The 18635-nt window shown below is 72.1% G+C and carries 19 protein-coding genes; 9 read left to right on the forward strand and 10 right to left on the reverse strand.

The genetic code is table 11. The features are described from left to right. Window positions 1–20 precede the first annotated feature (20 nt). Complete coding sequence (gene tyrS / locus ACWGJ5_RS32440; protein ID WP_453313189.1) at window positions 21–1289, forward strand: tyrosine--tRNA ligase; 1269 nt, start codon at window positions 21–23, stop codon at window positions 1287–1289. An 85-nt stretch (window positions 1290–1374) separates the two neighbouring features. Here tyrS and ACWGJ5_RS32445 read toward each other — a convergent pair whose 3' ends face one another. Beyond that, the gene (locus ACWGJ5_RS32445) at window positions 1375–1662 is read right to left on the reverse strand and encodes a GlsB/YeaQ/YmgE family stress response membrane protein (RefSeq protein ID WP_453313190.1); all 288 of its coding nucleotides are present in this window, start codon (window positions 1660–1662) and stop codon (window positions 1375–1377) included. Window positions 1663–1864: 202 nt separating this feature from the next. On the opposite strand from ACWGJ5_RS32445, the gene ACWGJ5_RS32450 reads away from it, so the two are divergent. Both ACWGJ5_RS32450 and ACWGJ5_RS32455 read left to right on the forward strand, forming a co-directional pair. Next, window positions 1865–2260, forward strand: a complete 396-nt coding sequence (locus ACWGJ5_RS32450) for a DUF3099 domain-containing protein (protein WP_453313191.1) — start codon at window positions 1865–1867, stop codon at window positions 2258–2260. Between the two features lie 226 nt (window positions 2261–2486). Further along, the gene (locus ACWGJ5_RS32455) at window positions 2487–2705 is read left to right on the forward strand and encodes a hypothetical protein (protein ID WP_453313192.1); all 219 of its coding nucleotides are present in this window, start codon (window positions 2487–2489) and stop codon (window positions 2703–2705) included. On the opposite strand, the gene moaA is transcribed toward ACWGJ5_RS32455, so the two are convergent. The 3 genes from moaA to ACWGJ5_RS32470 form a co-directional block, all read right to left on the reverse strand. Further along, window positions 2702–3691 carry a GTP 3',8-cyclase MoaA gene (moaA, locus tag ACWGJ5_RS32460; RefSeq protein WP_453313193.1) on the reverse strand — a complete coding sequence of 330 codons (990 nt, stop codon included), beginning with the start codon at window positions 3689–3691 and terminating at the stop codon, window positions 2702–2704. The two genes, ACWGJ5_RS32455 and moaA, sit on opposite strands and share 4 nt — an antisense overlap. A 154-nt stretch (window positions 3692–3845) precedes the next feature. After that, on the reverse strand, window positions 3846–5465 hold the full coding sequence (locus ACWGJ5_RS32465; protein WP_453313194.1) for a solute symporter family protein: 1620 nt from the start codon (window positions 5463–5465) through the stop codon (window positions 3846–3848). Further along, window positions 5462–5818 carry a DUF485 domain-containing protein gene (locus ACWGJ5_RS32470; protein ID WP_228623903.1) on the reverse strand — a complete coding sequence of 119 codons (357 nt, stop codon included), beginning with the start codon at window positions 5816–5818 and terminating at the stop codon, window positions 5462–5464. Before ACWGJ5_RS32470 ends, ACWGJ5_RS32465 begins: the two co-directional genes overlap by 4 nt. A gap of 259 nt (window positions 5819–6077) precedes the next feature. Here ACWGJ5_RS32470 and ACWGJ5_RS32475 point away from each other — a divergent pair, with 259 nt between their 5' ends. The 3 genes from ACWGJ5_RS32475 to ACWGJ5_RS32485 all read left to right on the forward strand — a co-directional run bounded on the left by ACWGJ5_RS32475 (window position 6078) and on the right by ACWGJ5_RS32485 (window position 10174). Beyond that, a complete protein-coding gene (locus tag ACWGJ5_RS32475; RefSeq protein ID WP_453313195.1) occupies window positions 6078–7610 on the forward strand; it encodes a S8 family peptidase in 1533 nt (510 codons plus the stop codon). A 52-nt stretch (window positions 7611–7662) separates the two neighbouring features. Next, a complete protein-coding gene (locus tag ACWGJ5_RS32480; RefSeq protein WP_453313196.1) occupies window positions 7663–9039 on the forward strand; it encodes a CoA transferase in 1377 nt (458 codons plus the stop codon). Window positions 9040–9163: 124 nt separating this feature from the next. After that, window positions 9164–10174 carry a CopD family protein gene (locus tag ACWGJ5_RS32485; protein ID WP_453313197.1) on the forward strand — a complete coding sequence of 337 codons (1011 nt, stop codon included), beginning with the start codon at window positions 9164–9166 and terminating at the stop codon, window positions 10172–10174. A 4-nt stretch (window positions 10175–10178) separates the two neighbouring features. Here ACWGJ5_RS32485 and ACWGJ5_RS32490 read toward each other — a convergent pair whose 3' ends face one another. The 6 genes from ACWGJ5_RS32490 to ACWGJ5_RS32515 form a co-directional block, all read right to left on the reverse strand. After that, on the reverse strand, window positions 10179–11228 hold the full coding sequence (locus tag ACWGJ5_RS32490) for a zinc-dependent alcohol dehydrogenase family protein (protein WP_453313198.1): 1050 nt from the start codon (window positions 11226–11228) through the stop codon (window positions 10179–10181). A gap of 118 nt (window positions 11229–11346) precedes the next feature. Continuing rightward, window positions 11347–12057 carry a VIT1/CCC1 transporter family protein gene (locus ACWGJ5_RS32495; RefSeq protein ID WP_453313199.1) on the reverse strand — a complete coding sequence of 237 codons (711 nt, stop codon included), beginning with the start codon at window positions 12055–12057 and terminating at the stop codon, window positions 11347–11349. A gap of 39 nt (window positions 12058–12096) precedes the next feature. After that, the gene (locus ACWGJ5_RS32500) at window positions 12097–13326 is read right to left on the reverse strand and encodes an amidohydrolase family protein (RefSeq protein ID WP_453313200.1); all 1230 of its coding nucleotides are present in this window, start codon (window positions 13324–13326) and stop codon (window positions 12097–12099) included. After that, complete coding sequence (locus ACWGJ5_RS32505) at window positions 13323–14636, reverse strand: amidohydrolase family protein (protein ID WP_453313201.1); 1314 nt, start codon at window positions 14634–14636, stop codon at window positions 13323–13325. The genes ACWGJ5_RS32500 and ACWGJ5_RS32505 overlap by 4 nt, the downstream gene beginning before the upstream one ends. A gap of 17 nt (window positions 14637–14653) precedes the next feature. Next, window positions 14654–15538: an SDR family NAD(P)-dependent oxidoreductase gene (locus ACWGJ5_RS32510; RefSeq protein WP_453313202.1), complete on the reverse strand. Its 885-nt coding sequence runs from the start codon at window positions 15536–15538 to the stop codon at window positions 14654–14656. After that, a complete protein-coding gene (locus tag ACWGJ5_RS32515; protein ID WP_453313203.1) occupies window positions 15538–16356 on the reverse strand; it encodes an acetoacetate decarboxylase family protein in 819 nt (272 codons plus the stop codon). The genes ACWGJ5_RS32510 and ACWGJ5_RS32515 overlap by 1 nt, the downstream gene beginning before the upstream one ends. 120 nt (window positions 16357–16476) lie before the next feature. Here ACWGJ5_RS32515 and ACWGJ5_RS32520 point away from each other — a divergent pair, with 120 nt between their 5' ends. The 3 genes from ACWGJ5_RS32520 (at window position 16477) to ACWGJ5_RS32530 (ending at window position 18620) form a co-directional block, all read left to right on the forward strand. Then, complete coding sequence (locus tag ACWGJ5_RS32520; RefSeq protein ID WP_453313204.1) at window positions 16477–17136, forward strand: TetR/AcrR family transcriptional regulator; 660 nt, start codon at window positions 16477–16479, stop codon at window positions 17134–17136. Between the two features lie 145 nt (window positions 17137–17281). Further along, window positions 17282–18274 carry a DEDDh family exonuclease gene (locus ACWGJ5_RS32525; RefSeq protein ID WP_453313205.1) on the forward strand — a complete coding sequence of 331 codons (993 nt, stop codon included), beginning with the start codon at window positions 17282–17284 and terminating at the stop codon, window positions 18272–18274. A gap of 112 nt (window positions 18275–18386) precedes the next feature. Beyond that, window positions 18387–18620, forward strand: a complete 234-nt coding sequence (locus tag ACWGJ5_RS32530; RefSeq protein WP_153535354.1) for a hypothetical protein — start codon at window positions 18387–18389, stop codon at window positions 18618–18620. Window positions 18621–18635 lie beyond the last annotated feature (15 nt).

The raw sequence follows: 18635 nt of genomic DNA on the forward strand, positions 1-18635 counted from the left end.
ATCAAGGAGATACGAGAACCGTGACGGACATCGTCGACGAGCTGAAGTGGCGGGGGCTCATCGCCCTTTCCACGGACGAGGACGCACTGCGCAAGGCGTTCGCGGACGGCCCCGTCACGTTCTATTGCGGCTTCGACCCGACCGCGCCCAGCCTGCACCTCGGCAACCTCGTGCAGATCCTGACCATGCGCCGGATCCAGCAGGCGGGCAACCGCCCGCTGGGCCTGGTCGGAGGCGCCACCGGTCTGATCGGTGACCCGAAGCCGAACGCCGAGCGGACGCTGAACTCTCCGGAGGTCGTCGCCCAGTGGGTGGAGCGGCTGCGCGCGCAGATCGCCCCGCTGCTGGACTTCGAGGGCCCGAACGCGGCGATCATGGTCAACAACCTGGACTGGACCCAGGGCATGTCGGCCATCGAGTTCCTGCGGGACATGGGCAAGCACTTCCGGGTCAACAAGATGATCGCCAAGGAGGCCGTCGCCCGGCGGCTCAACTCCGACGCCGGAATCAGCTACACCGAGTTCAGCTACCAGATCCTGCAGGGCATGGACTTCCTGGAGCTGTACCGGCGGTACGGCTGCACGCTGCAGACCGGCGGCAGTGACCAGTGGGGCAACCTCACCTCGGGCACGGACCTGATCCACCGGGTGGAGCAGAACGCCGTGGTGCACGCGCTGGGCACCCCGCTGATCACCAAGGCGGACGGCACCAAGTTCGGCAAGACCGAGTCCGGCACGGTGTGGCTCGACCCCGAGATGACCACGCCGTACGCGTTCTACCAGTTCTGGGTCAACGCGGACGACCGTGACGTCTCGAAGTTCCTGCGCATCTTCAGCTTCAGGTCCCGGGAGGAGATCGAGGAGCTGGAGCGGCAGACCGAGGAGCGGCCGCAGGCCCGGGCCGCGCAGCGGGCGCTCGCCGAGGAGCTGACGACGCTGGTGCACGGCGCCGACCAGACGGCCGCCGTGATCGCCGCGAGCCGTGCCCTGTTCGGGCAGGGTGAGCTGGCGGAGCTGGACGGTCGGACGTTGGCCGCGGCGCTGTCCGAGGTGCCGCACATCGAGGTCGCCGAACTGCGTCCGGTGGTCGACCTGTTCGCCGAGGTCGGGCTCGTCGCCAGCAAGTCCGCTGCGCGGCGGACGGTGAAGGAGGGCGGGGCCTACGTGAACAACGTGAAGGTGGCCTCCGAGGATGCGGTGCCCTCCTCCGAGGATCTGCTGGACGGGCGGTGGCTGGTGCTGCGGCGGGGGAAGAAGAACCTTGCCGCAGTGGAGGTTGTTTCCGCTTAGCGCCGTGGGGGCGTGGGTTGCGCAGCGGGCTGCGGCTTCGTCGTGGCTTGTCGCGCAGTTCGCCGCGCCCCCTTACGGGGCGCTCTCACGCACCGGCCCTCTCCTGCTTCCTCTTGCCCAGCGTCGCCATGTAGAGGGCGTCCACGGCCGCGACGATGATGATCGCGGCCACCAGCTGGAAGGCGTGCCGGGTCCAGTCGATGCCGGGCGTCGCGGCGACGCCGATGGCGCCGGCGACCGCGTTGCCCACGATGGCGCCGAGCATGCCGCAGATGGTGGTCAGCCAGAGGGGGCTGTGCTGCTTGCCCGGGATGACCGCCTTGGCTATGACACCCAGCACGAATCCCACGATGATCGCCCACAACCAGCCCATGGCTGCCTCCTCGTACGGCTCGACGTGAGCATTACGGCCAGTCTGGGTGGGTGGGCCGTACGGCGCATGTCGGGTTCCCCCGTGCGCGGCACGGCCGGTGCCGTTACCGCAGACAGCGGGCGACCCGGTCTCGTGGGCGGCGCAGCCGCGGCGTAACGTAAGGAGGTCGGGGTGAGCCGAAGCGGGCGGATGGTGGAATGTGATGCGGAAACAGCACGGCGGCAGCGCCCAGGTGTTCCGGATCACCGGGGCCCGGACGGGACTCGCCGAGGACGTACGGGGCCGGCAGCGGAGGTACGTCATCTCGATGACGATCCGCACGGTGTCGGTGATCCTCGCGGTCTCCCTGTGGAACGTCGAGCGGTATGTCGCCATCGTCGCGCTCGTCGCCGGAGCGCTGCTCCCCTATGTGGCCGTGGTGATCGCGAACGCCGGCCGGGAGCGGCCGCCGTCCCTTCCCTCGACGTTCATCACCGCGCCGACACGGCCGATGATCACGCCGCCGCCGGCGGCGGAGGAGGCGCAGACGGAATCCGTTCCGAAGGACGCGGCGGCTCATCCGACGGGCGCGCGTGGTGAGCGCGCCGGCCCAACGTGAGCACGACGGATACGCCGGAAGCGGAACACCGCCGCCCGACAAGCTCAAGAAAAGCTCAGATCAATCGTGTAGTTCCAGTGCCGGGCGACGGGGTAACCGTGACATACTGCGTACGCGCTCCGCATCCCCCGTCGGAGCGACGGACCGACGCCGGGCAGCTCCCCCCGTGGCTGCTCGGCGTCGCCTTGTTCGGGCCCTTTCTGTACGACGAACCCGAGACGAACCTGTGAGTGACGAGACCCCGATCTGCTCCGCCAAGGGCTGCCGTGCCGATGCCGTGTGGGTGCTGGCGTGGAACAACCCGAAGATCCACACGCCGGAGCGGCGCAAGACGTGGCTGGCGTGCGAGGAGCATCGCGAGCATCTGTCGCAGTTCCTCGGGGTGCGGGGCTTCCTGAAGGACGTCGTGAAGTTCGCCGACTGGCAGGATCCCGGAGGGGCCTAGCCGCCGATCGCCGACATCGGTCGGTCCGGCTGCACGAACGACGGGTCGTCCAGGCCCGCTCCCGCCTTCTTTCCCCACATCGCCAGCTTCCAGATGCGGGCGATCTCCTCGTCCGGGGCGCCGGAGCGCAGGGCTGCGCGGAGGTCGGTTTCCTCGGTGGCGAACAGACAGGTCCGTATCTGCCCGTCGGCCGTGAGGCGGGTGCGGTCGCAGGCCGCGCAGAAGGGGCGGGTGACCGAGGCGATGACGCCGACCCGGTGCGGGCCGCCGTTCACCAGCCAGCGCTCCGCCGGGGCCGAGCCGCGCGCGTCGGCGCCCTCCGGGGTGAGGTCGAAGCGGGTGCGCAGGGAGGCCAGGATGTCCCCGGCGGTGACCATGCCCTCGCGCTTCCAGCCGTGCTGGGCGTCCAGCGGCATCTGCTCGATGAACCGCAGTTCGTAGTCGTGCTCCACGGCCCAGGCCAGCAGGTCGGGGGCCTCGTCGTCGTTCATGCCCGGCATCAGGACCGAGTTGACCTTGACGGGAGTCAGACCGGCCTCGCGGGCGGCCCGCAGGCCTTCGAGGACGTCCTTGTGGCGGTCGCGGCGGGTCAGGGTCTTGAAGACGTCGGGGCGCAGGGTGTCCAGGGAGACGTTGACCCGGTCCAGGCCTGCCGCCTTCAGCGCGGTCGCGGTGCGCTTGAGGCCGATGCCGTTGGTGGTCAGGGAGATCTGCGGGCGGGGGGCGAGGGCCGCCACGCGCTCGACGATGCCGACCAGGCCGGGGCGCAGCAGGGGCTCGCCGCCGGTGAAGCGGACCTCCTCGATGCCGAGCGTGCGCACGGCGATGTCGACGAGGCGGACGATCTCGTCGTCGGTGAGCAGGTCGGGCTTGGCCAGCCACTGCAGGCCCTCCTCGGGCATGCAGTAAGTGCAGCGAAGGTTGCACCGATCGGTCAGCGAGACCCTCAGGTCGGTGGCCACCCGGCCGTAGGTGTCGATGAGCACGTGGGCCCCCTCCCTCGATGCCAAGCACTTGTTTCCTGTCACTGAGAGCCTACGTGACACCACTGACAACGACAGCGGCCCGATCCGACGAGGTCCGGCACGGCCGCATCGTAGGACCGTACAGTCCCCTCACGACGCGGCCGTCGTACGAATGTCAGTGCGCTCCGGTGCCGGTCAGGGACCGCACCTCCAGTTCGGCGTACTTGCCGGCGTCCGGGACCTCCTTGGAGAGCAGGGTGCCCACGACGCCGAGCAGGAATCCGACCGGGATGGAGATGATGCCGGGATTCTCCAGCGGGAACCAGTGGAAGTCGGCGTCGGGGAACATCGAGGCGGGGCTGCCGGAGACCACCGGGGAGAACAGCACCAGGCCGACCGCGGTGACCAGGCCGCCGTAGATCGACCACAGGGCGCCCGAGGTGGTGAACCGCTTCCAGAACAGGCTGTAGAGGATGGTCGGCAGGTTGGCGGAGGCCGCGACCGCGAAGGCGAGGGCGACCAGGCCGGCCACGTTCAGGTCGCGGGCCAGGGCGCCGAGGACGATCGAGACCGCGCCGATACCGACGGTGGCCCAGCGGGCCGCGCCGACCTCCTGCTTCTCGGTGGCCTGCCCCTTCTTGATGACGTTGGCGTAGATGTCGTGGGCGAAGGAGGACGACGAGGCCAGGGTGAGGCCCGCGACGACCGCCAGGATCGTCGCGAAGGCGACGGCCGAGATGGTGGCGAGCAGGATCGCGCCCCAGTCGGAGTGGACGCCGCCCAGATGCAGCGCCAGGAGGGGTGCCGCGGTGTTGCCCGCCTTGTTGGAGGCGATGATCTCGTCGGGTTTGATCAGCGCGGCGGCGCCGAAGCCCAGGGCGAGGGTCATCAGGTAGAAGGCGCCGATCAGGCCGATCGCCCAGATGACCGACTTCCGGGCGGCCTTTGCGCTCGGGACCGTGTAGAAGCGGATCAGGATGTGCGGCAGGCCCGCGGTGCCCAGGACCAGGGCGATGCCGAGCGAGATGAAGTCCAGCTTGGTGGTGCCGGTGGCGCCGTACTTCAGGCCCGGCTCCAGGAACGCCGAGCCCTTGCCGCTGTTGTCGGCGGCCCGGCCGAGCAGATCGGAGATGTTGAAGTGGAACTTCAGCAGGACCAGGAAGGTCAGCAGCAGGGCGCCGGCGATCAGCAGGACCGCCTTGACCATCTGTACCCAGGTGGTGCCCTTCATGCCGCCGATGGTGACGTAGACGATCATCAGGACGCCGACCAGGGCGACGATGCCGATCTTGCCGCCGTCGCTGGTGATGCCGAGCAGGAGCGAGACGAGGACGCCCGCGCCCGCCATCTGGGCCAGCAGGTAGAAGATCGAGACCACGATCGTGGAGGTGCCGGCGGCCGTGCGGACCGGGCGCTGGCGCATGCGGTAGGCCAGCACGTCGCCCATGGTGTAGCGGCCGGAGTTGCGCAGGGGTTCGGCGACCAGGAGCAGGGCGACGAGCCAGGCGACGAGGAAGCCGATGGAGTACAGGAAGCCGTCGTAGCCGAACAGGGCGATGGCGCCGGCGATGCCGAGGAAGGACGCGGCGGACATGTAGTCGCCGGAGACGGCGAGGCCGTTCTGGAAGCCGGTGAACTGGCGTCCGCCGGCGTAGAAGTCGGCGGCGTTCTTCGTCTGGCGGCCCGCCCAGACGGTGATGACGAGGGTCGCGGCGACGAACACCGCGAACAGGGTGGTGATCAGCGTCCGGTGGTCGCTCGCCTCGCCTGCGGCCAGCGTGATCGCGGGGCTCATGCGCCGCCCTCCATCCGGGACTTGATGGCCTCCGCCTTGGGGTCGAGCTTCGCGGCGGCGTGCCGTGCGTACCACCAGGCGATGAGGAAGGTGGTGAGGAACTGGGCGAGGCCCAGGACGAGGGCCACGTTGACGTTGCCGGCCACCTTGGTGCCCATGAAGCCGCCCGCGTAGTTGGAGAGCAGCACGTACAGCAGGTACCAGGCGGTGAAGGCGACGGCCAGCGGGAAGGCGAACGAGCGGTGGGCGCGGCGCAGTTCACCGAATTCCGCGCTCTGCTGCACCTCGGCGAACTCCTCGGTGGTGGGAAGTGGGGCCCCCGGTGTGGCGGGCGGTGGTGTCTCGGTGGCCACGGAGTCTCCTCGCGTTGCGGAAGCGATGACGAACGGGGGCTCGATGGTGCTGGCGCTCCCCGCCCAAGGTCCACGGCGCCACGCGAGGACCGGTTCAAGTCCTATGAGTTGTTTCGCAAGCGGTCTTGTCGAGCCATTGCCAAGACATTGCTGTGCGGTGAGTCGTGGGGTTAGCTTCTGCCTGCACCACGCGTCATGTACCTGCCCGAGCACCATCTGTGTCTCGGGCGGTTTCGTATCCGGATGAAGTGGAGATCCCATGGTTCATCTGCGTTCCAGACGCCGGCTCGCGCTCGCCGTGCCCGTCGTGCTGTCGCTGACCGCCTCGCTCGGCCTGCTGCCGGCGGCGGCCTCCGCGGCTCCCGGCACGGCGCGGGAGGTGCGGGCGGCGGGCGACGGACCGAACCTCGCGTACGTGGTCAACACCCGTACGGATCACCGCACGATCGAGTCCGTGCAGCGGGAGATCGTCCGCAACGGCGGTTCGGTGGTGGCCAGTTACGACAGGATCGGTGTGATCGTCGTCCACTCCGCGACGGCGGACTTCGCCGCGCGGATGCGTGCGGTGCGCGGGGTGGACTCGGCGGGCGCGACGCGTACCGCGCCGCTGAGTGCCGCGGGGACGACCGACGAGGGTGCGGTGCAGGTCCTGTCGAAGGCGGAGGCCGCGCAGCTCGCCCGGGCCGCGGCCCCGGGCGAGGAGCCGCTCGAGGCGGACCAGTGGGACCTGCGGGCGATCGGCGCCGACCGGGCCGCGCGGATCAACCCGGGCAGCAGGAGCGTGACCGTCGGTGTCATCGACACGGGCGTGGACGACACCCACCCGGACATAGCCCCGAACTTCTCCGCCTCCCAGTCGGCGAACTGCGTGAGCGGCAAAGCGGATACGACCTACGGCGCGTGGCGCCCGGCGGACGCCGGCCACTACCACGGCACCCATGTGGCCGGTGAGATAGCCGCGGCCCGCAACGGCACAGGCGTGGCCGGTGTGGCGCCGGGCGTGAGGGTCGCGAGCATCACGGTGGCCCAGCCGGACTCGACGCAGCTGTTCTACCCGGAGAGCGTGGTCTGCGCCTTCGTGTTCGCCGCCGACCACGGCATCCAGATCACCAACAACAGCTACTACGTTGATCCGTGGCTGTACAACTGCATGGACGATCCGGATCAACGGGCCATCGTTGACGCGGTCAACAGGGCACAGATGTATGCACAGCGCAAGGGCACGCTCAATGTGGCCTCCGCGGGCAACTCCAACGACGACCTGGACGCGCACGCGCTCCTGGACGACTCCAGCCCCGACGACTCGACTGCCACGACCCGCACGGTCGACCCGCACGAGTGCTTCGACGTGCCGACCCAGCTGCCCGGCGTGGTGACCGTGAGCGCGGTGGGCGTGAAGGGCGCCAAGTCGTACTACTCCAGCTACGGCCAGGGCGTGATCGACGTGGCGGGGCCGGGCGGCGACAAGTACCAGATCCCGGACACGCCGTCGAAGAACGGCCGCATCCTGTCCACGCTGCCGAACGACCAGTACGGCTTCCTCCAGGGCACCTCGATGGCCTCCCCGCACGTGGCCGCGGTGGCCGCGCTGCTGAAGTCGGCGCATCCGAACGCCACTCCGGACCAGCTGCAGGCCCTGCTGAAGGCCGAGGCGGACAACCCGGGCTGCCCGAGCGGTCCCTACGACGGCGACGGTGACGGGGTCGTGGACGCGACCTGCGTCGGCGGCAAGCGCGTCAACGGCTTCTACGGCTTCGGCACGGTGGACGCGCTGGCCGCGGTGACCAAGTAGGGCCGGACCCGTCCCCTGAGTATTGATTCAGTCAATACTGCATAGTGCAGTCATGACTGCTATCAAGTTCGCTTGGTCCGCGCTGGGCGGCGACCCCGCCCACCTCGCGCGGCTCACCACCGTGGTGCGGGAGGGCGTGCTCGAGGCGCGCCTTCCCGTACGGGAGCTCGCCCGTGCCTGCGTCGGCGCCTGCGCGCTGGCCGCCGCGGAGCTGGGGACGCGTCGGGCCGGACTCGCCGAGCTGCCCGGCGTCCGCGTCGACGACGGCGCGGTCGCCGCCGCGTTCCACAGCGAGCGCCTGCTCCGGGTGGACGGGCGCACGCCGGTCGCCTTCGCACCCCTGTCGCGGTTCTGGCGGACGGCCGACGCCTGGGTGCGCACCCACGCCAACTACCCGCACCACCGGGCCCGGTTGCTCGGCGCACTGGGCCTGCCGGAGGACGCCTCGGCGGAGGCGGTGGCCGACCGCATCGCCGAGCGCCCCGCGCTGGACGTCGAGGAGGCGGTCTACGGCGCCGGCGGCCTCGCGGTGTCCCTGCGCAGCCCGAAGGAGTGGGCGGCCACCGAGCAGGCCGCCGAGGTGGCCGCACGCCCGCTGGTCGAGCGCGAACGCCTCGGCTCCACGCACGCGCGTGTGCTCAGCCCGCTCGATCCCGCCGCCGCTGCCCTGCTGCCCGCCGCCGGGCTGCGCGTGCTGGACCTGACCCGGGTCCTGGCCGGCCCAGTCGCCACCCGCACCCTCGCCCTGCTCGGCGCGGACGTACTCCGCGTGGACGCCCCCTGGCTGCCCGAACTCCCCGACCAGCAGGCCGACACGGGTTTCGGCAAGCGGTCGGCGACGCTCGATCTCACCGCCGACCGCGACACCTTCGAGGAGCTGCTGGCCGCGGCCGACGTCGTCGTCACCGGCTATCGGCCGGGCGCCCTCGACCGGCTCGGGCTCACGCCGGAGGCGCTGTTCGCGCGCCGGCCCGGACTGGTCGTGGCACAGGTCTCGGCGTGGGGCGCGTACGGCCCCTGGGGCGGGCGGCGCGGATTCGACAGCCTGGTGCAGGTCGCGACCGGCATCGCGGCCACCGAGGGCTCGGCCGAGGAGCCCGGCGCGCTGCCCGCGCAGGCGCTGGACCACGGCACCGGCTACCTCCTGGCGGCGGCCGTACTGCGGGCGCTGACCGAGCAGTCGTACGACGGGGGCGGCCGCCTCGTGCGGCTGGCGCTGGCCCGGACCGCGCGCTGGCTGACCGACGGGATCCGGCCGACCGCGGCCACGGGTGCGCCGTACGAGGGCCCGGACGCCTGGCTGGCCGAGACGGACGGCCCGCTCGGGCGGCTGCGGCACGCGCTGCCTCCCGTGTCCTTCGCGGGCGGCCCCGCCGACTGGGCGCGGCCTCCGGTGCCGTGGGGGTCGGACAGCGCCCGCTGGCGGTGAGCGCGCTCGGCCGGAAGCAGGTGAGCGCACGGGCGGCCGGAAACGCATGTATGCGTGGAATTCCGTACTGCCACTTGTTTTCCGGGACTTGCCCGGCTCTGCGGCGGCTGGCGAAGATCACGGGGTGAGCTCGATACGGCCGACCGCCGAGGCGACCGGCGAGGAGGACCCCGCCCGGCGGTCCGGCACCGGCCGGGCCGTCGCCCTCCTGGCCCTGGTGGCGCTGGGCGCCCTGATCCCGCTGCTCGGGCCGTCGGCGGCGCTGCACGGCACCGGGGAGGCCGCCGCGCCGGGAGCCGGCGGCATCGGGCTGCTGCGCGCGGTGCTGTTCGCCGGCCTGAGCGTGCCCCTCGGCGAGCTGTTCGTGCACCGGCTCGCCCGGCGCCTGCCCGGTGCCCCGCCCGAACGGCCCCGCAGCTGGGCCCCGTTGGCCACCGCCGCCGGTTTCGTCGCCGCGCTGGCGCTCGCCTCGGTGGTGTCCGCGGGCAATCTGGTCCCACACAGTCTCGGCCAGATCGACGTCGGCGGCCTGTACGGCTCCCGCGACGGCCGGCTGGCCCTGCTGGAGGTCAACGCCTTTCTGCCGGCGGCCCTGTGCGCGTTCCTGCGCCGTCCGGCGGCCCAGGTGTGGCCGCTGGCCGCGGTGGTGGTCGCGGAGGCGCTGCGCGCCCACCCCACGACCGAACAGAGCCCGTTGACCGGCTCGGTCCTGACGCTGGTGCACCTGACGTGCGCGGCGCTGTGGACCGGCGGTCTGCTACACGCCCTGCGGCTGATCGGGCTGTGGCGCGGCAACCCCGCCGGGGCCGCGCTGCTCGGCCTCTACGCGCGCGTGGCCGCCGTCCTGCTCGCCGCCGTCGCCGCGACGGGCGTGTGCAGTTCGCTGCGGCGTATGCCGTCGGCCACGGTCCTGGACCAGCTGACGACGACGGCGTACGGACGCACCCTGCTGGCCAAGGTGATCCTGGTCGCCGCCGTCGCGCTGCTCGCCCTGTGGGCGCGGATCCGGCTGCGCCGTGCCGCCGACCCGCTGACCGCGTGCGCGCCCGCGCGGGCCGAGGTGATCGCCCTGGGCGCGGTCGTCGCGGTCTCGGGGCTGCTCACGGCGCTGCCGCTGCCGATCCGCTGGACCTAGCTCGTCACCGGTCGTTGGTGACCAGGACCTTGAGGGCGGTGCGCTCGTCCATCGCCTTGTAGCCCTCGGGCACGCTTTCGATGTCCACCGTCATGTCGAACACCGGCGAGGGGTCGATCGTGCCGTCGAGGACGTCGGGGAGCAGGTCCGGGATGTAGGCGCGGACGGGGGCGACGCCGCCGCGCAGGGCGATGTTCCGGTCGAACATGACGCCGAGGTCGAGGCCGGTGCCGCTGCCGTGCGGCACGCCCACGAAACCGATCGCGCCGCCGTCGCGGGTGATGTCGACGGCCGTCCGCATCGACTGCTCGGTGCCGACGGCCTCCACAACGGCGTGCGCGCCCTGGCCGCGGGTGAGCTCACGGACGGCTTCCACGGCCGCGTCCCCGCGCACGGCGACAACGTCGGTGGCCCCGAAGCCGCGCGCGATGTCGGTGCGGACCTCGTGCCGGCCGAGCGCGATGATCCGCTCGGCGCCCAGCCGCTTGGCGGCCAGCACCGCGCACAGGCCGACCGCGCCGTCGCCGACGACGGCGACCGTGGCGCCGGGGCGGGCGCCCGCGCCGAGGGCGGCGTGGTGGCCGGTGCCGAGGACGTCGGAGAGGGTCAGCAGGGCGGACAGCAGGTGGTCGTCGGAGGCCGCGTCCTTGGGGAGCTGGACGAGGGTGCCGTCGGCGAAGGGCACGCGCACGGCCTCGCCCTGGCCGCCGTCGTAGCCGACGGAGCCCCAGAAACCGCCGTGCTCGCAGGACGTCGTCAGGCCCTCGCGGCAGTAGTCGCAGACGCCGTCGGACCACATGAACGGCGCGACCACCAGGTCACCGCGCCTGACGGTGCTCACCTCGGAACCGGTCTCCTCGACGATCCCGAGGAACTCGTGTCCGATGCGCTGCCCCGGCTGCCGGGCCGCCTCGCCCCGGAAGGCCCACAGGTCGCTGCCGCAGATGCAGGCGCGCAGCACCCGCACCACCGCGTCGGTGGGCAGCTGCACCACGGGCTCGGGGACTTCCTCCACACGCATGTCGTAGGGGGCGTGGATGGTGGTGGCGCGCATGGCGAGGGTCCTTCTCGTGCGGGTCGGTGCGGAGCGCTCAGGGGGTGGTCGAGCGCACTCACGGTACGCCGTCACCGGCCCGGCCTGCGCGCCCAGGGCCAGCCGGCCGGCCGGCGCCTCAGACGCCCGCCGCGCCCAGCAGGCTGCCCGCCGCGTAGGTGACCCCCATCGCGAGCGCCCCGCCCACCACGTTGCGCAGCACCGCGCGTTTCGGGTCCGCCGCGCCGAGCCGGGCGCTCTTCCAGCCGGTGAGGACGAGCGCGGCCAGGACGGAGACGACGGTGACGACGAGCCGCCAGCCGGCCGGGGGCAGGACGATGGCCAGCAGCGGCAGCAGCGCGCCCACCGTGAAGGCCAGGAAGCTCGCCCAGGCCGCGTGCCACGGGTTGGTCAGCTCCTCCGGGTCGATGCCGAGCTCCACGCGCGCGTGGGCCTTCAGGGGGTCCCGCGCGGTGAGCTGCTCGGCGGCCTCCCGGGCCACCTCGTGGGACAGTCCGCGTTCCTCCAGCAGCGTGGTCAGCTCCCGCAGCTCGGCCTCCGGCTGCTCGCGCAGTTCCCGTTTCTCCACGGCCAGCGCGGCCATCTCGGAGTCGCGCTGGGTGGAGACGGAGACGTACTCGCCGGCCGCCATGGACATCGACCCGGCGAGCAGGCCGGCCAGTCCGGCGGTGAGCAGGGCGGACCGGCTCTGGGTCGCACCGGCCACGCCGACGACGATGCCCGCGGTGGAGACGATGCCGTCGTTCGCGCCGAGCACGGCGGCCCGCAGCCAGTTCAGCCGCGAGCCGAGCGCGCCCCCGTGGGCCTCTTCGTGGGTGGGTTCCGTCACAGCAGGGAGGATCGCACTCCCGGGGCTGCCACCTCCACCTCACCACACCCGCAGTGAGGCCCCCCGAGCGAACACCGGGCTGGTCGCGTCCGCCGGTGGCTGCGTCAGGGGCTCGGCGACCTCCGCCACCGTGGGGCCCGCCTTCGCCGCGAGGGGGTCGAGGAGGGCGAGGTCGAAGCCGTAGACGCGGGCGGCGTTGCCGCCGAGCATGGCCGCGGCCTCCTCGCGCGGCACGCCCGCGTAGGCGACGCGCAGGGCCTCGCGGGTGTAGGGATGGGTGCCCTCGTCGTGCGGGTAGTCGCTGCCCCACATGATCTTGTCGACGCCGATGCGGTCCCGCAGCGGCACCTCGTGCGGGCGCATGAAGCTGGCGCCGACGAAGCAGTTGTCCCGCCACACCTGCGAGGGGGCGGCGCCCATGCCGGCGGCCAGACCGGCGCCGAACCTGGCCTCGGCGGTCCCGGCCTTCGTGGCTGCAGAGACCAGGCGGCCGTGGTAGTAGTCCAGCATGCCGAGCACCCCGGGGATCCAGCCCGAGCCCTGTTCGGTCAGGACGAGTTTCAGCCCGGGGTGCCGGCGGAAGGCGCCGCCGAAGACCAGGTGCCACAGGGCGCGGTGGGAGAACCAGGTCGTCTCCACCATGAACACCGCGCGTGCGGCCGGTTCCTCGCCGAGCGGCGGGGAGGCCGAGCCGGCGTGGTGGTTGACCGGGACGCCGAGTTCCGCGCACGTGGCCCAGATCGGGTCGTACGTCCGCGAGTACAGCTCGGGCAGCCCCGAGCCGGGCGGGGTGCCGGGCAGCATCAGGCCGCCCTTCAGGCCCGCCGAAGCGGCCCACCGGATCTCCTTGACGGCCTCCTCGACATCGCCGAGCAGGATCTGGAAGACACCCGCCCGGCGGCCCGGCGCGGCGGCGCAGAAGTCGGCGAGCCAGCGGTTGTGGGCGCGCAGGCCCGCCCAGCGCCGCTCGAAGTCCTCGGCGCCGGGCGGCGGGGCCATCAGGGAGCCCGACGGGAAGAACGGCGGGATGGTGTTCGGGAAGATCACCTCCGCCACGATCCCGTCCGCCTCCAGCTCGGCGAGGCGCCGCTCGGAGTTCCAGTTGCGGTCGGCGGAGTCGGCGAGCAGGTCCTCGTGGGGGTTGACGTAGGTGGCGGCCCAGACGTCGAAGTCGTCGTGGTACCGCTTCTCCAGGTAGGGCCTGTAGTCCAGCAGGTCGGCGCCGGCGTGGCAGTCGGCGGAGATGACGGTGTACCGGTCGTCGCTCATGCGGGCGCTCCCCCTGCGCGAGAGCCGGGTTCGGTCCCCAGCATCGGGAAGTCGTGATCGGTCAGCCAGTGCCGGCCCGTCTCGCGCGAGCGCGCCCAGGACGCCTCGACGGCCGCCTGGCCGGCCGGCTGGCCGAGGTCGGCGGGGGTCGGCCCGATGCGGCGGGCCAGGGGGGCGAGCTTGTCCACGTCGAAGCCGAAGGCCTCGGCCGCGGCGAGGCCGAGCATCCGGCGCGTCTCGGTGACGGGGATGTCGTGGAAGGTACGGCGCAGCCACGCGCGTGTGTCGGGCCAGGTGCCCTCGGGGTGCGGGAAGTCGCTGCCCCAGAGGATGTTGTCGACGCCGATCTCGTAGCGCTGGGCCAGTTCGCGCCGCTTGGTGTTGGTGGCGCAGACGAACACCTGCCGGTCCAGGTACTCGTGCGGCGGGCGCTTCAGTTCCTCGAACGGGGAGAGCTTCTTGCCGCCGTGCGCGCCGAGGTAGAGGCGGTCCATGAACCACAGCAGGTTCGGCAGCCACCAGCAGCCGGACTCGGCGATACCGAAGCGCAGGCCGGGGTGGCGTTCGAAGACGCCGGACCAGAGCAGGAACCACAGCGGCCGGGCCGGCCACCAGGTCACCTCGCTCACATAGATGCCGAGGTGGTCGCCGTACTCCTCGCGCGGGGCGGCGCCCGAGTGGGTGAGCACGGGCATGCCGCACTCGGCGGCGGCCGCCCACACGGGGTCGTAACGGCGGTCGTGGTAGGGCTCCTTGTCCGCCCACATGGCCGGGATCATCAGGGCGCCGAGGCCGGACTCCCGGGCCCGGTGGATCTCGGCGACGACCTGCTCGACGGGGGCCGTGACCGGCAGCAGGGCGACTGCGCAGTGCCGTTCGGGGTGTGCGGAGACGAAGTCCGCGAGCCAGCGGTTGTGCGCGCGGGCGCCCGCCATGCCCAGCTCCGGGTCCTGGTCGCCGCTCAGGCCGAGGCCCACGCCGAAGGGGGCGGCGGTGCGGCTGTCGACGGCGTCGGCGTCCGGGAAGACCACCTCGGCGGCCACACCGTCCCCGTCGAGCTCCTTGAGGCGCTGTCCCGTGTCCCAGCCGCCGCGCAGGCCTTCCTCGTTGGCCCGGAACCACTCGTCGGCGAAGGCCTCGTTGCGGATGCCGAGCCGGGTCATCTCCTCGCGGCGCCGGCCCTGGCCCGCGAGGAACGCGTCGAAGTCCCGGTGGAAACGGGACTCCAGATAGGGCCGGTACTCCTCGGTGGGCAGTCCGGCGTGGCAGTCGGAGGAGATGATCAGGTACGGGTCGTCGTATGCGCTCACCAGGGCCTCCTCTCGGTTCAGTCCAGGACGAAGCTTTCGAGGTACGACGGGTTCGCCCGGTCCAGCATCGACCGGGCCCGGGCGCGGATCTGCGCGTCGCTGTGCTCGCTCGCCGGCAGCAGCCAGAAGCGGTCGGCGCGGATGCCGTCCACGACGAGGCCGGCGACCTCCTCCACCGGCGTGAAACGGACCTCCTGGCCGGCCGCGCGCATCGCCGCCTCCCACTGGTCGAGGCTGCGGTACGGCGTCCTGCGCGGGCGCTGTTTGGCGTAGCGGGCGGGGCGGTTGCGGTGCGACTCCCACAGGCCGGTGCGCAGCATGTGGGGGCCCGGGAAGAGCACCGAGGCGCCCACGCGGGCGTGCTCGGCCCTCAGGTGCGCGTACAGGGACTCTGTCAGGGTGACGACGGCCGCCTTGGTCACCGCGTACACGGAGGCGGTCGGGAGGGGCGCGGCACCGCCGTCGCCGGAGGACGTATTGACCACGTGACCGGGTTGACCCGACTTGATCATCCTGGGCACGAACGCCTGGACACCATGGAAGACACCCCACACATTGACGGCGAAGGCCCACCGCCAGTCGTTCGGGTCGTGCTCCCACATCCGGCCCTCGGCGCCCGAGCCGACGCCCGCGTTGTTGCACAGGACGTGCACGGCGCCGTGGGTGTCGTACGCCGCGTCGGCCAGTTCCATGACCTGGGCGCGCTCGCCGACGTCGACCACGCGCGCGTGCACGTCGGCGCCCCCGGCGCGCAGGTCGGCCGCGGCCTTGTCCAGGGCGGCCGCCTCGACGTCGGCGAGGACCACCTTCAGGCCCTCGGCTGCGAACCGCCGGGCCATCGCGAGCCCGATCCCGCTCGCCGCGCCGGTGACGACGGCGACCTGTCCGGCCTTGAGGTCCATCACACGCTCCCCTCGGGCGATGCGGACTCCGGCGGTCCGTCGAGGATCTGCAGCGGGTCGTCGTAGCGCTGGTGGACGTACGGCAACAGGGCCTGTGCGTCGACCCGTTCGACGACCCGGCCGCTCTGGTCGCTGGTCTTCTCGCCGACGGTGATCTCGCGCAGGTGCAGCACCGGCAGGTCGGCCACGGGGTCGTACGCCGACTCGCGCAGGAGGACGTCCCCTGCCACCCGCTCCAGCCGGCGCACCCGCTCGTGGCGCACGCAGTGGACCAGCACCGGACCGGTGTCGAAGCCGGAACCGTCCACGGCGGGAAGGAACTTGAAGTAGAAGTCGGTCCTGCTGCTCGGCTCCGGCAGCGGCAGCTCGGCGCCGACCGTGCCGCGGACCTCGACGAACGCGATGCCGTGCCGGCTCATCGACGCGTGCACGCCCGCGCCGTCGCGCTCGACGGTCACCTCGCCGAGCTTCTTGGGCTCGCCGAAGACCTCGCGCCCGCCGGTGAGGGCGCGCTCGTGGGTCATCGGCATGACCAGCGGGTACCAGCCCTCGACCGTGCCGTGCAGGGCGGCGACCGCGACGGAGCCGGCACCGAGCGGATATCCGGGCAGGCCGACCTTGCTGATGTTCACCCGGACGAGCGGACTGCCGGTGGGTTTCAGGGGCGGAGGCAGGACCGCGGCGACCGAGTCCGGGTCGGTCTCCCAGACGGCCACCACACCGGTGGACCAGATGCCGGGAAGCCGCGCGCTCGCGGCGCGCGTCGCGGCGATCTCCCGCTCGGTCCGTGCGCCGTACCGTACGCGTGCGTGTTCCATCGGCCGTACCGCCCTTCTTCTGACGGAGCCAGCGCTCCTGACGGACCGTCACCTGTAACACAGTTACAGCAGACCTGGCGCGGGGTAAAGACACGCGTGTGGACGGGAGTCGGGGGGATCATGACGAGCGGGACGAGAAGTGCGCTGACCCGGGAAGCGGTGCTGGACGCCGCCGCCGGCCTGGTGAAGCGATCCGGTCCGGACGCCCTCACCATGCGCAGGCTGGCCACCGAGCTGGGCACCGCCGTGACGTCGATCTACTGGCATGTCGGCGGCCGTGAGGCCCTGCTCGACGCGCTCGTGGAGCGGACCGTGGCCGAGCTCGGCGAGATCCGACCGTCGGGGCGCACGCCCGAACAGCGCGTGGTCGGCGTCGCCCGCGACCTGCGCCGGCAACTGCGCGACCATCCGCACCTGGTGGCGCTGGTGCACGAGCGGGGGCTGACCGAGCGGATGTTCCTGCCCGCGCAGCGGGTCCTGGTGCGCGAGGCGCACGCGGCCGGGCTGCGCGGCGCGCGGGCGGCCGAGTTCGTGCGGGCCGTGCAGTTCCAGGTCGTCGGCCATGTGCTGGTGGAGCGCAACCGGGAGCGGGCCCCCGTGCAGTGCCCCGGCGAGGAGGAGCTGTGGAGCGCCGAGACCGCCGGGGACGACCCGGCGCTGGCGCGTGCGCTGGCCCGGCCGGTGGACACCGAGCGGCTGTTCGTGACGGCCGTACGAGCGCTGGTGCGGTCGCTGTTGGCACCGGCCCTGCCCACCCGCCCGTCCGACTCGGCCGGCTGAGAGGCACAGGCACGGGCACGCACGCGTGGCGAAGTGGACAGAACACGCACGCGTGTGCGGCACCCGCACACCCGGACGGGGTCCGCGGGCGGGACCGGCACCTGAAGGTCAGCGGTGTCGGTCGCGGCCCGTATCCTCAATGACCATGCTCGAAGACCGTGCGACCGCAGTGTCCTCCCCCACCCAGTGGCCGGCCGCGTATCCGAACGGATACGCGGTTGTTGACGTGGAGACCACCGGCCTGGCCCGGGACGACCGCATCATCTCGGCGGCGGTCTACCGGCTGGACGAGCGCGGCGAGGTCGAGGACCACTGGTACACGCTGGTCAACCCGGAGCGCGATCCGGGCCCGGTGTGGATACACGGTCTGACGAGCGAGGTGCTCGAAGGGGCACCGCTCTTCGCGGACATCGCCGAGGAGTTCGCGGCCCGGCTGGACGGCCGGGTGCTGGTCGCGCACAACGCCGTCTTCGACTGGCAGATGATCGCGCGGGAGTACGCGCGCGCGGAGCGCGAGGCGCCGGTGCGTCAGCGGCTGTGCACCATCGCGCTGTCGAAAGAGCTGGGACTGCCGCTGCCCAACTTCAAGCTGGAGTCGCTGGCGGCGCACTACGGCGTCGTACAGCAGCGGGCGCACCACGCGCTGGACGACGCGCGCGTGCTGGCGGAGGCGTTCCGGCCGAGCCTGCGGGCCGCGGCGGCGGGCGGCGTCCGGCTGCCGCTGCTGGAGTGCCGGCCGCTGACGGAGTGGTCGGACCGTCCGGTGCCCCGGCAGTCGACCGGCGGACACGGCGGCTACGGCGGTTACCGGCCGAACAGTTGGCGCCCCTCCCGCAAAAGGCCCGCATGCCCCCATCCCAACCCGGGCCGCTATGAAGACGGCAAACGCCTCAAACAGGGCATGCGGGTGGCCTTCTCCGGGGACACCTCCGTCGAGCGCGATCTGCTGGAGGACCGGGCCACCGAGGCCGGTCTGCACGTGGCGTCCAGCATCTCCCGGCTGACCAGCCTGCTGGTGACCAACGACCCCGACTCGGGCACGTCCAAGGTGGTCAAGGCGCGGCAGTTCGGGACACCGGTCGTCGACGAGGCCGCCTTCGGACAGCTGCTGCGGGATGTCGAGCCCGCCGACGGATAGCGGCACGGAAGGCAGCGCCGAACCGGCAGGTAATCGTACGAACGGGTGGTTGCCGGACGACTCACCCGGCAGCCGCTCGCCCACGCATCGGTGACGGATCACCCTGTGGCGCATGGCGAAATGCGAAGTTTGCGGCAATGACTACGGAATGACCTTCGAGGTCCACGCACAGGGCTCGGTGCACGTCTTCGACTGCTTCTCCTGTGCGATCCACCGGATGGCCCCCATCTGCGAGCACTGCCGGGTGCAGATCATCGGCCAGGGCGTGGAGGCCGACGGCCGGTTCTACTGCGGCGCTCACTGCGCCCGCGCCGAGGGGAAGGTGGGAATCGTCGACCGGGTGTGACCCGGTACCCGCCCG

The organism is Streptomyces sp. NPDC054783, assembly GCF_053611725.1.

Excerpts from the sequence above, each read along its gene's own strand:
- ACWGJ5_RS32445 (WP_453313190.1), bottom strand. The coding sequence starts at position 1,662 with ATGGGCTGGTTGTGGGCGATCATCGTGGGATTCGTGCTGGGTGTCATA.
- ACWGJ5_RS32450 (WP_453313191.1), top strand. The coding sequence starts at position 1,865 with ATGCGGAAACAGCACGGCGGCAGCGCCCAGGTGTTCCGGATCACCGGG.
- ACWGJ5_RS32465 (WP_453313194.1), bottom strand. The coding sequence starts at position 5,465 with ATGAGCCCCGCGATCACGCTGGCCGCAGGCGAGGCGAGCGACCACCGG.
- ACWGJ5_RS32475 (WP_453313195.1), top strand. The coding sequence starts at position 6,078 with ATGGTTCATCTGCGTTCCAGACGCCGGCTCGCGCTCGCCGTGCCCGTC.
- ACWGJ5_RS32480 (WP_453313196.1), top strand. The coding sequence starts at position 7,663 with ATGACTGCTATCAAGTTCGCTTGGTCCGCGCTGGGCGGCGACCCCGCC.
- ACWGJ5_RS32490 (WP_453313198.1), bottom strand. The coding sequence starts at position 11,228 with ATGCGCGCCACCACCATCCACGCCCCCTACGACATGCGTGTGGAGGAA.
- ACWGJ5_RS32500 (WP_453313200.1), bottom strand. The coding sequence starts at position 13,326 with ATGAGCGACGACCGGTACACCGTCATCTCCGCCGACTGCCACGCCGGC.
- ACWGJ5_RS32510 (WP_453313202.1), bottom strand. The coding sequence starts at position 15,538 with ATGGACCTCAAGGCCGGACAGGTCGCCGTCGTCACCGGCGCGGCGAGC.
- ACWGJ5_RS32515 (WP_453313203.1), bottom strand. The coding sequence starts at position 16,356 with ATGGAACACGCACGCGTACGGTACGGCGCACGGACCGAGCGGGAGATC.
- ACWGJ5_RS32520 (WP_453313204.1), top strand. The coding sequence starts at position 16,477 with ATGACGAGCGGGACGAGAAGTGCGCTGACCCGGGAAGCGGTGCTGGAC.
- ACWGJ5_RS32525 (WP_453313205.1), top strand. The coding sequence starts at position 17,282 with ATGCTCGAAGACCGTGCGACCGCAGTGTCCTCCCCCACCCAGTGGCCG.
- ACWGJ5_RS32530 (WP_153535354.1), top strand. The coding sequence starts at position 18,387 with ATGGCGAAATGCGAAGTTTGCGGCAATGACTACGGAATGACCTTCGAG.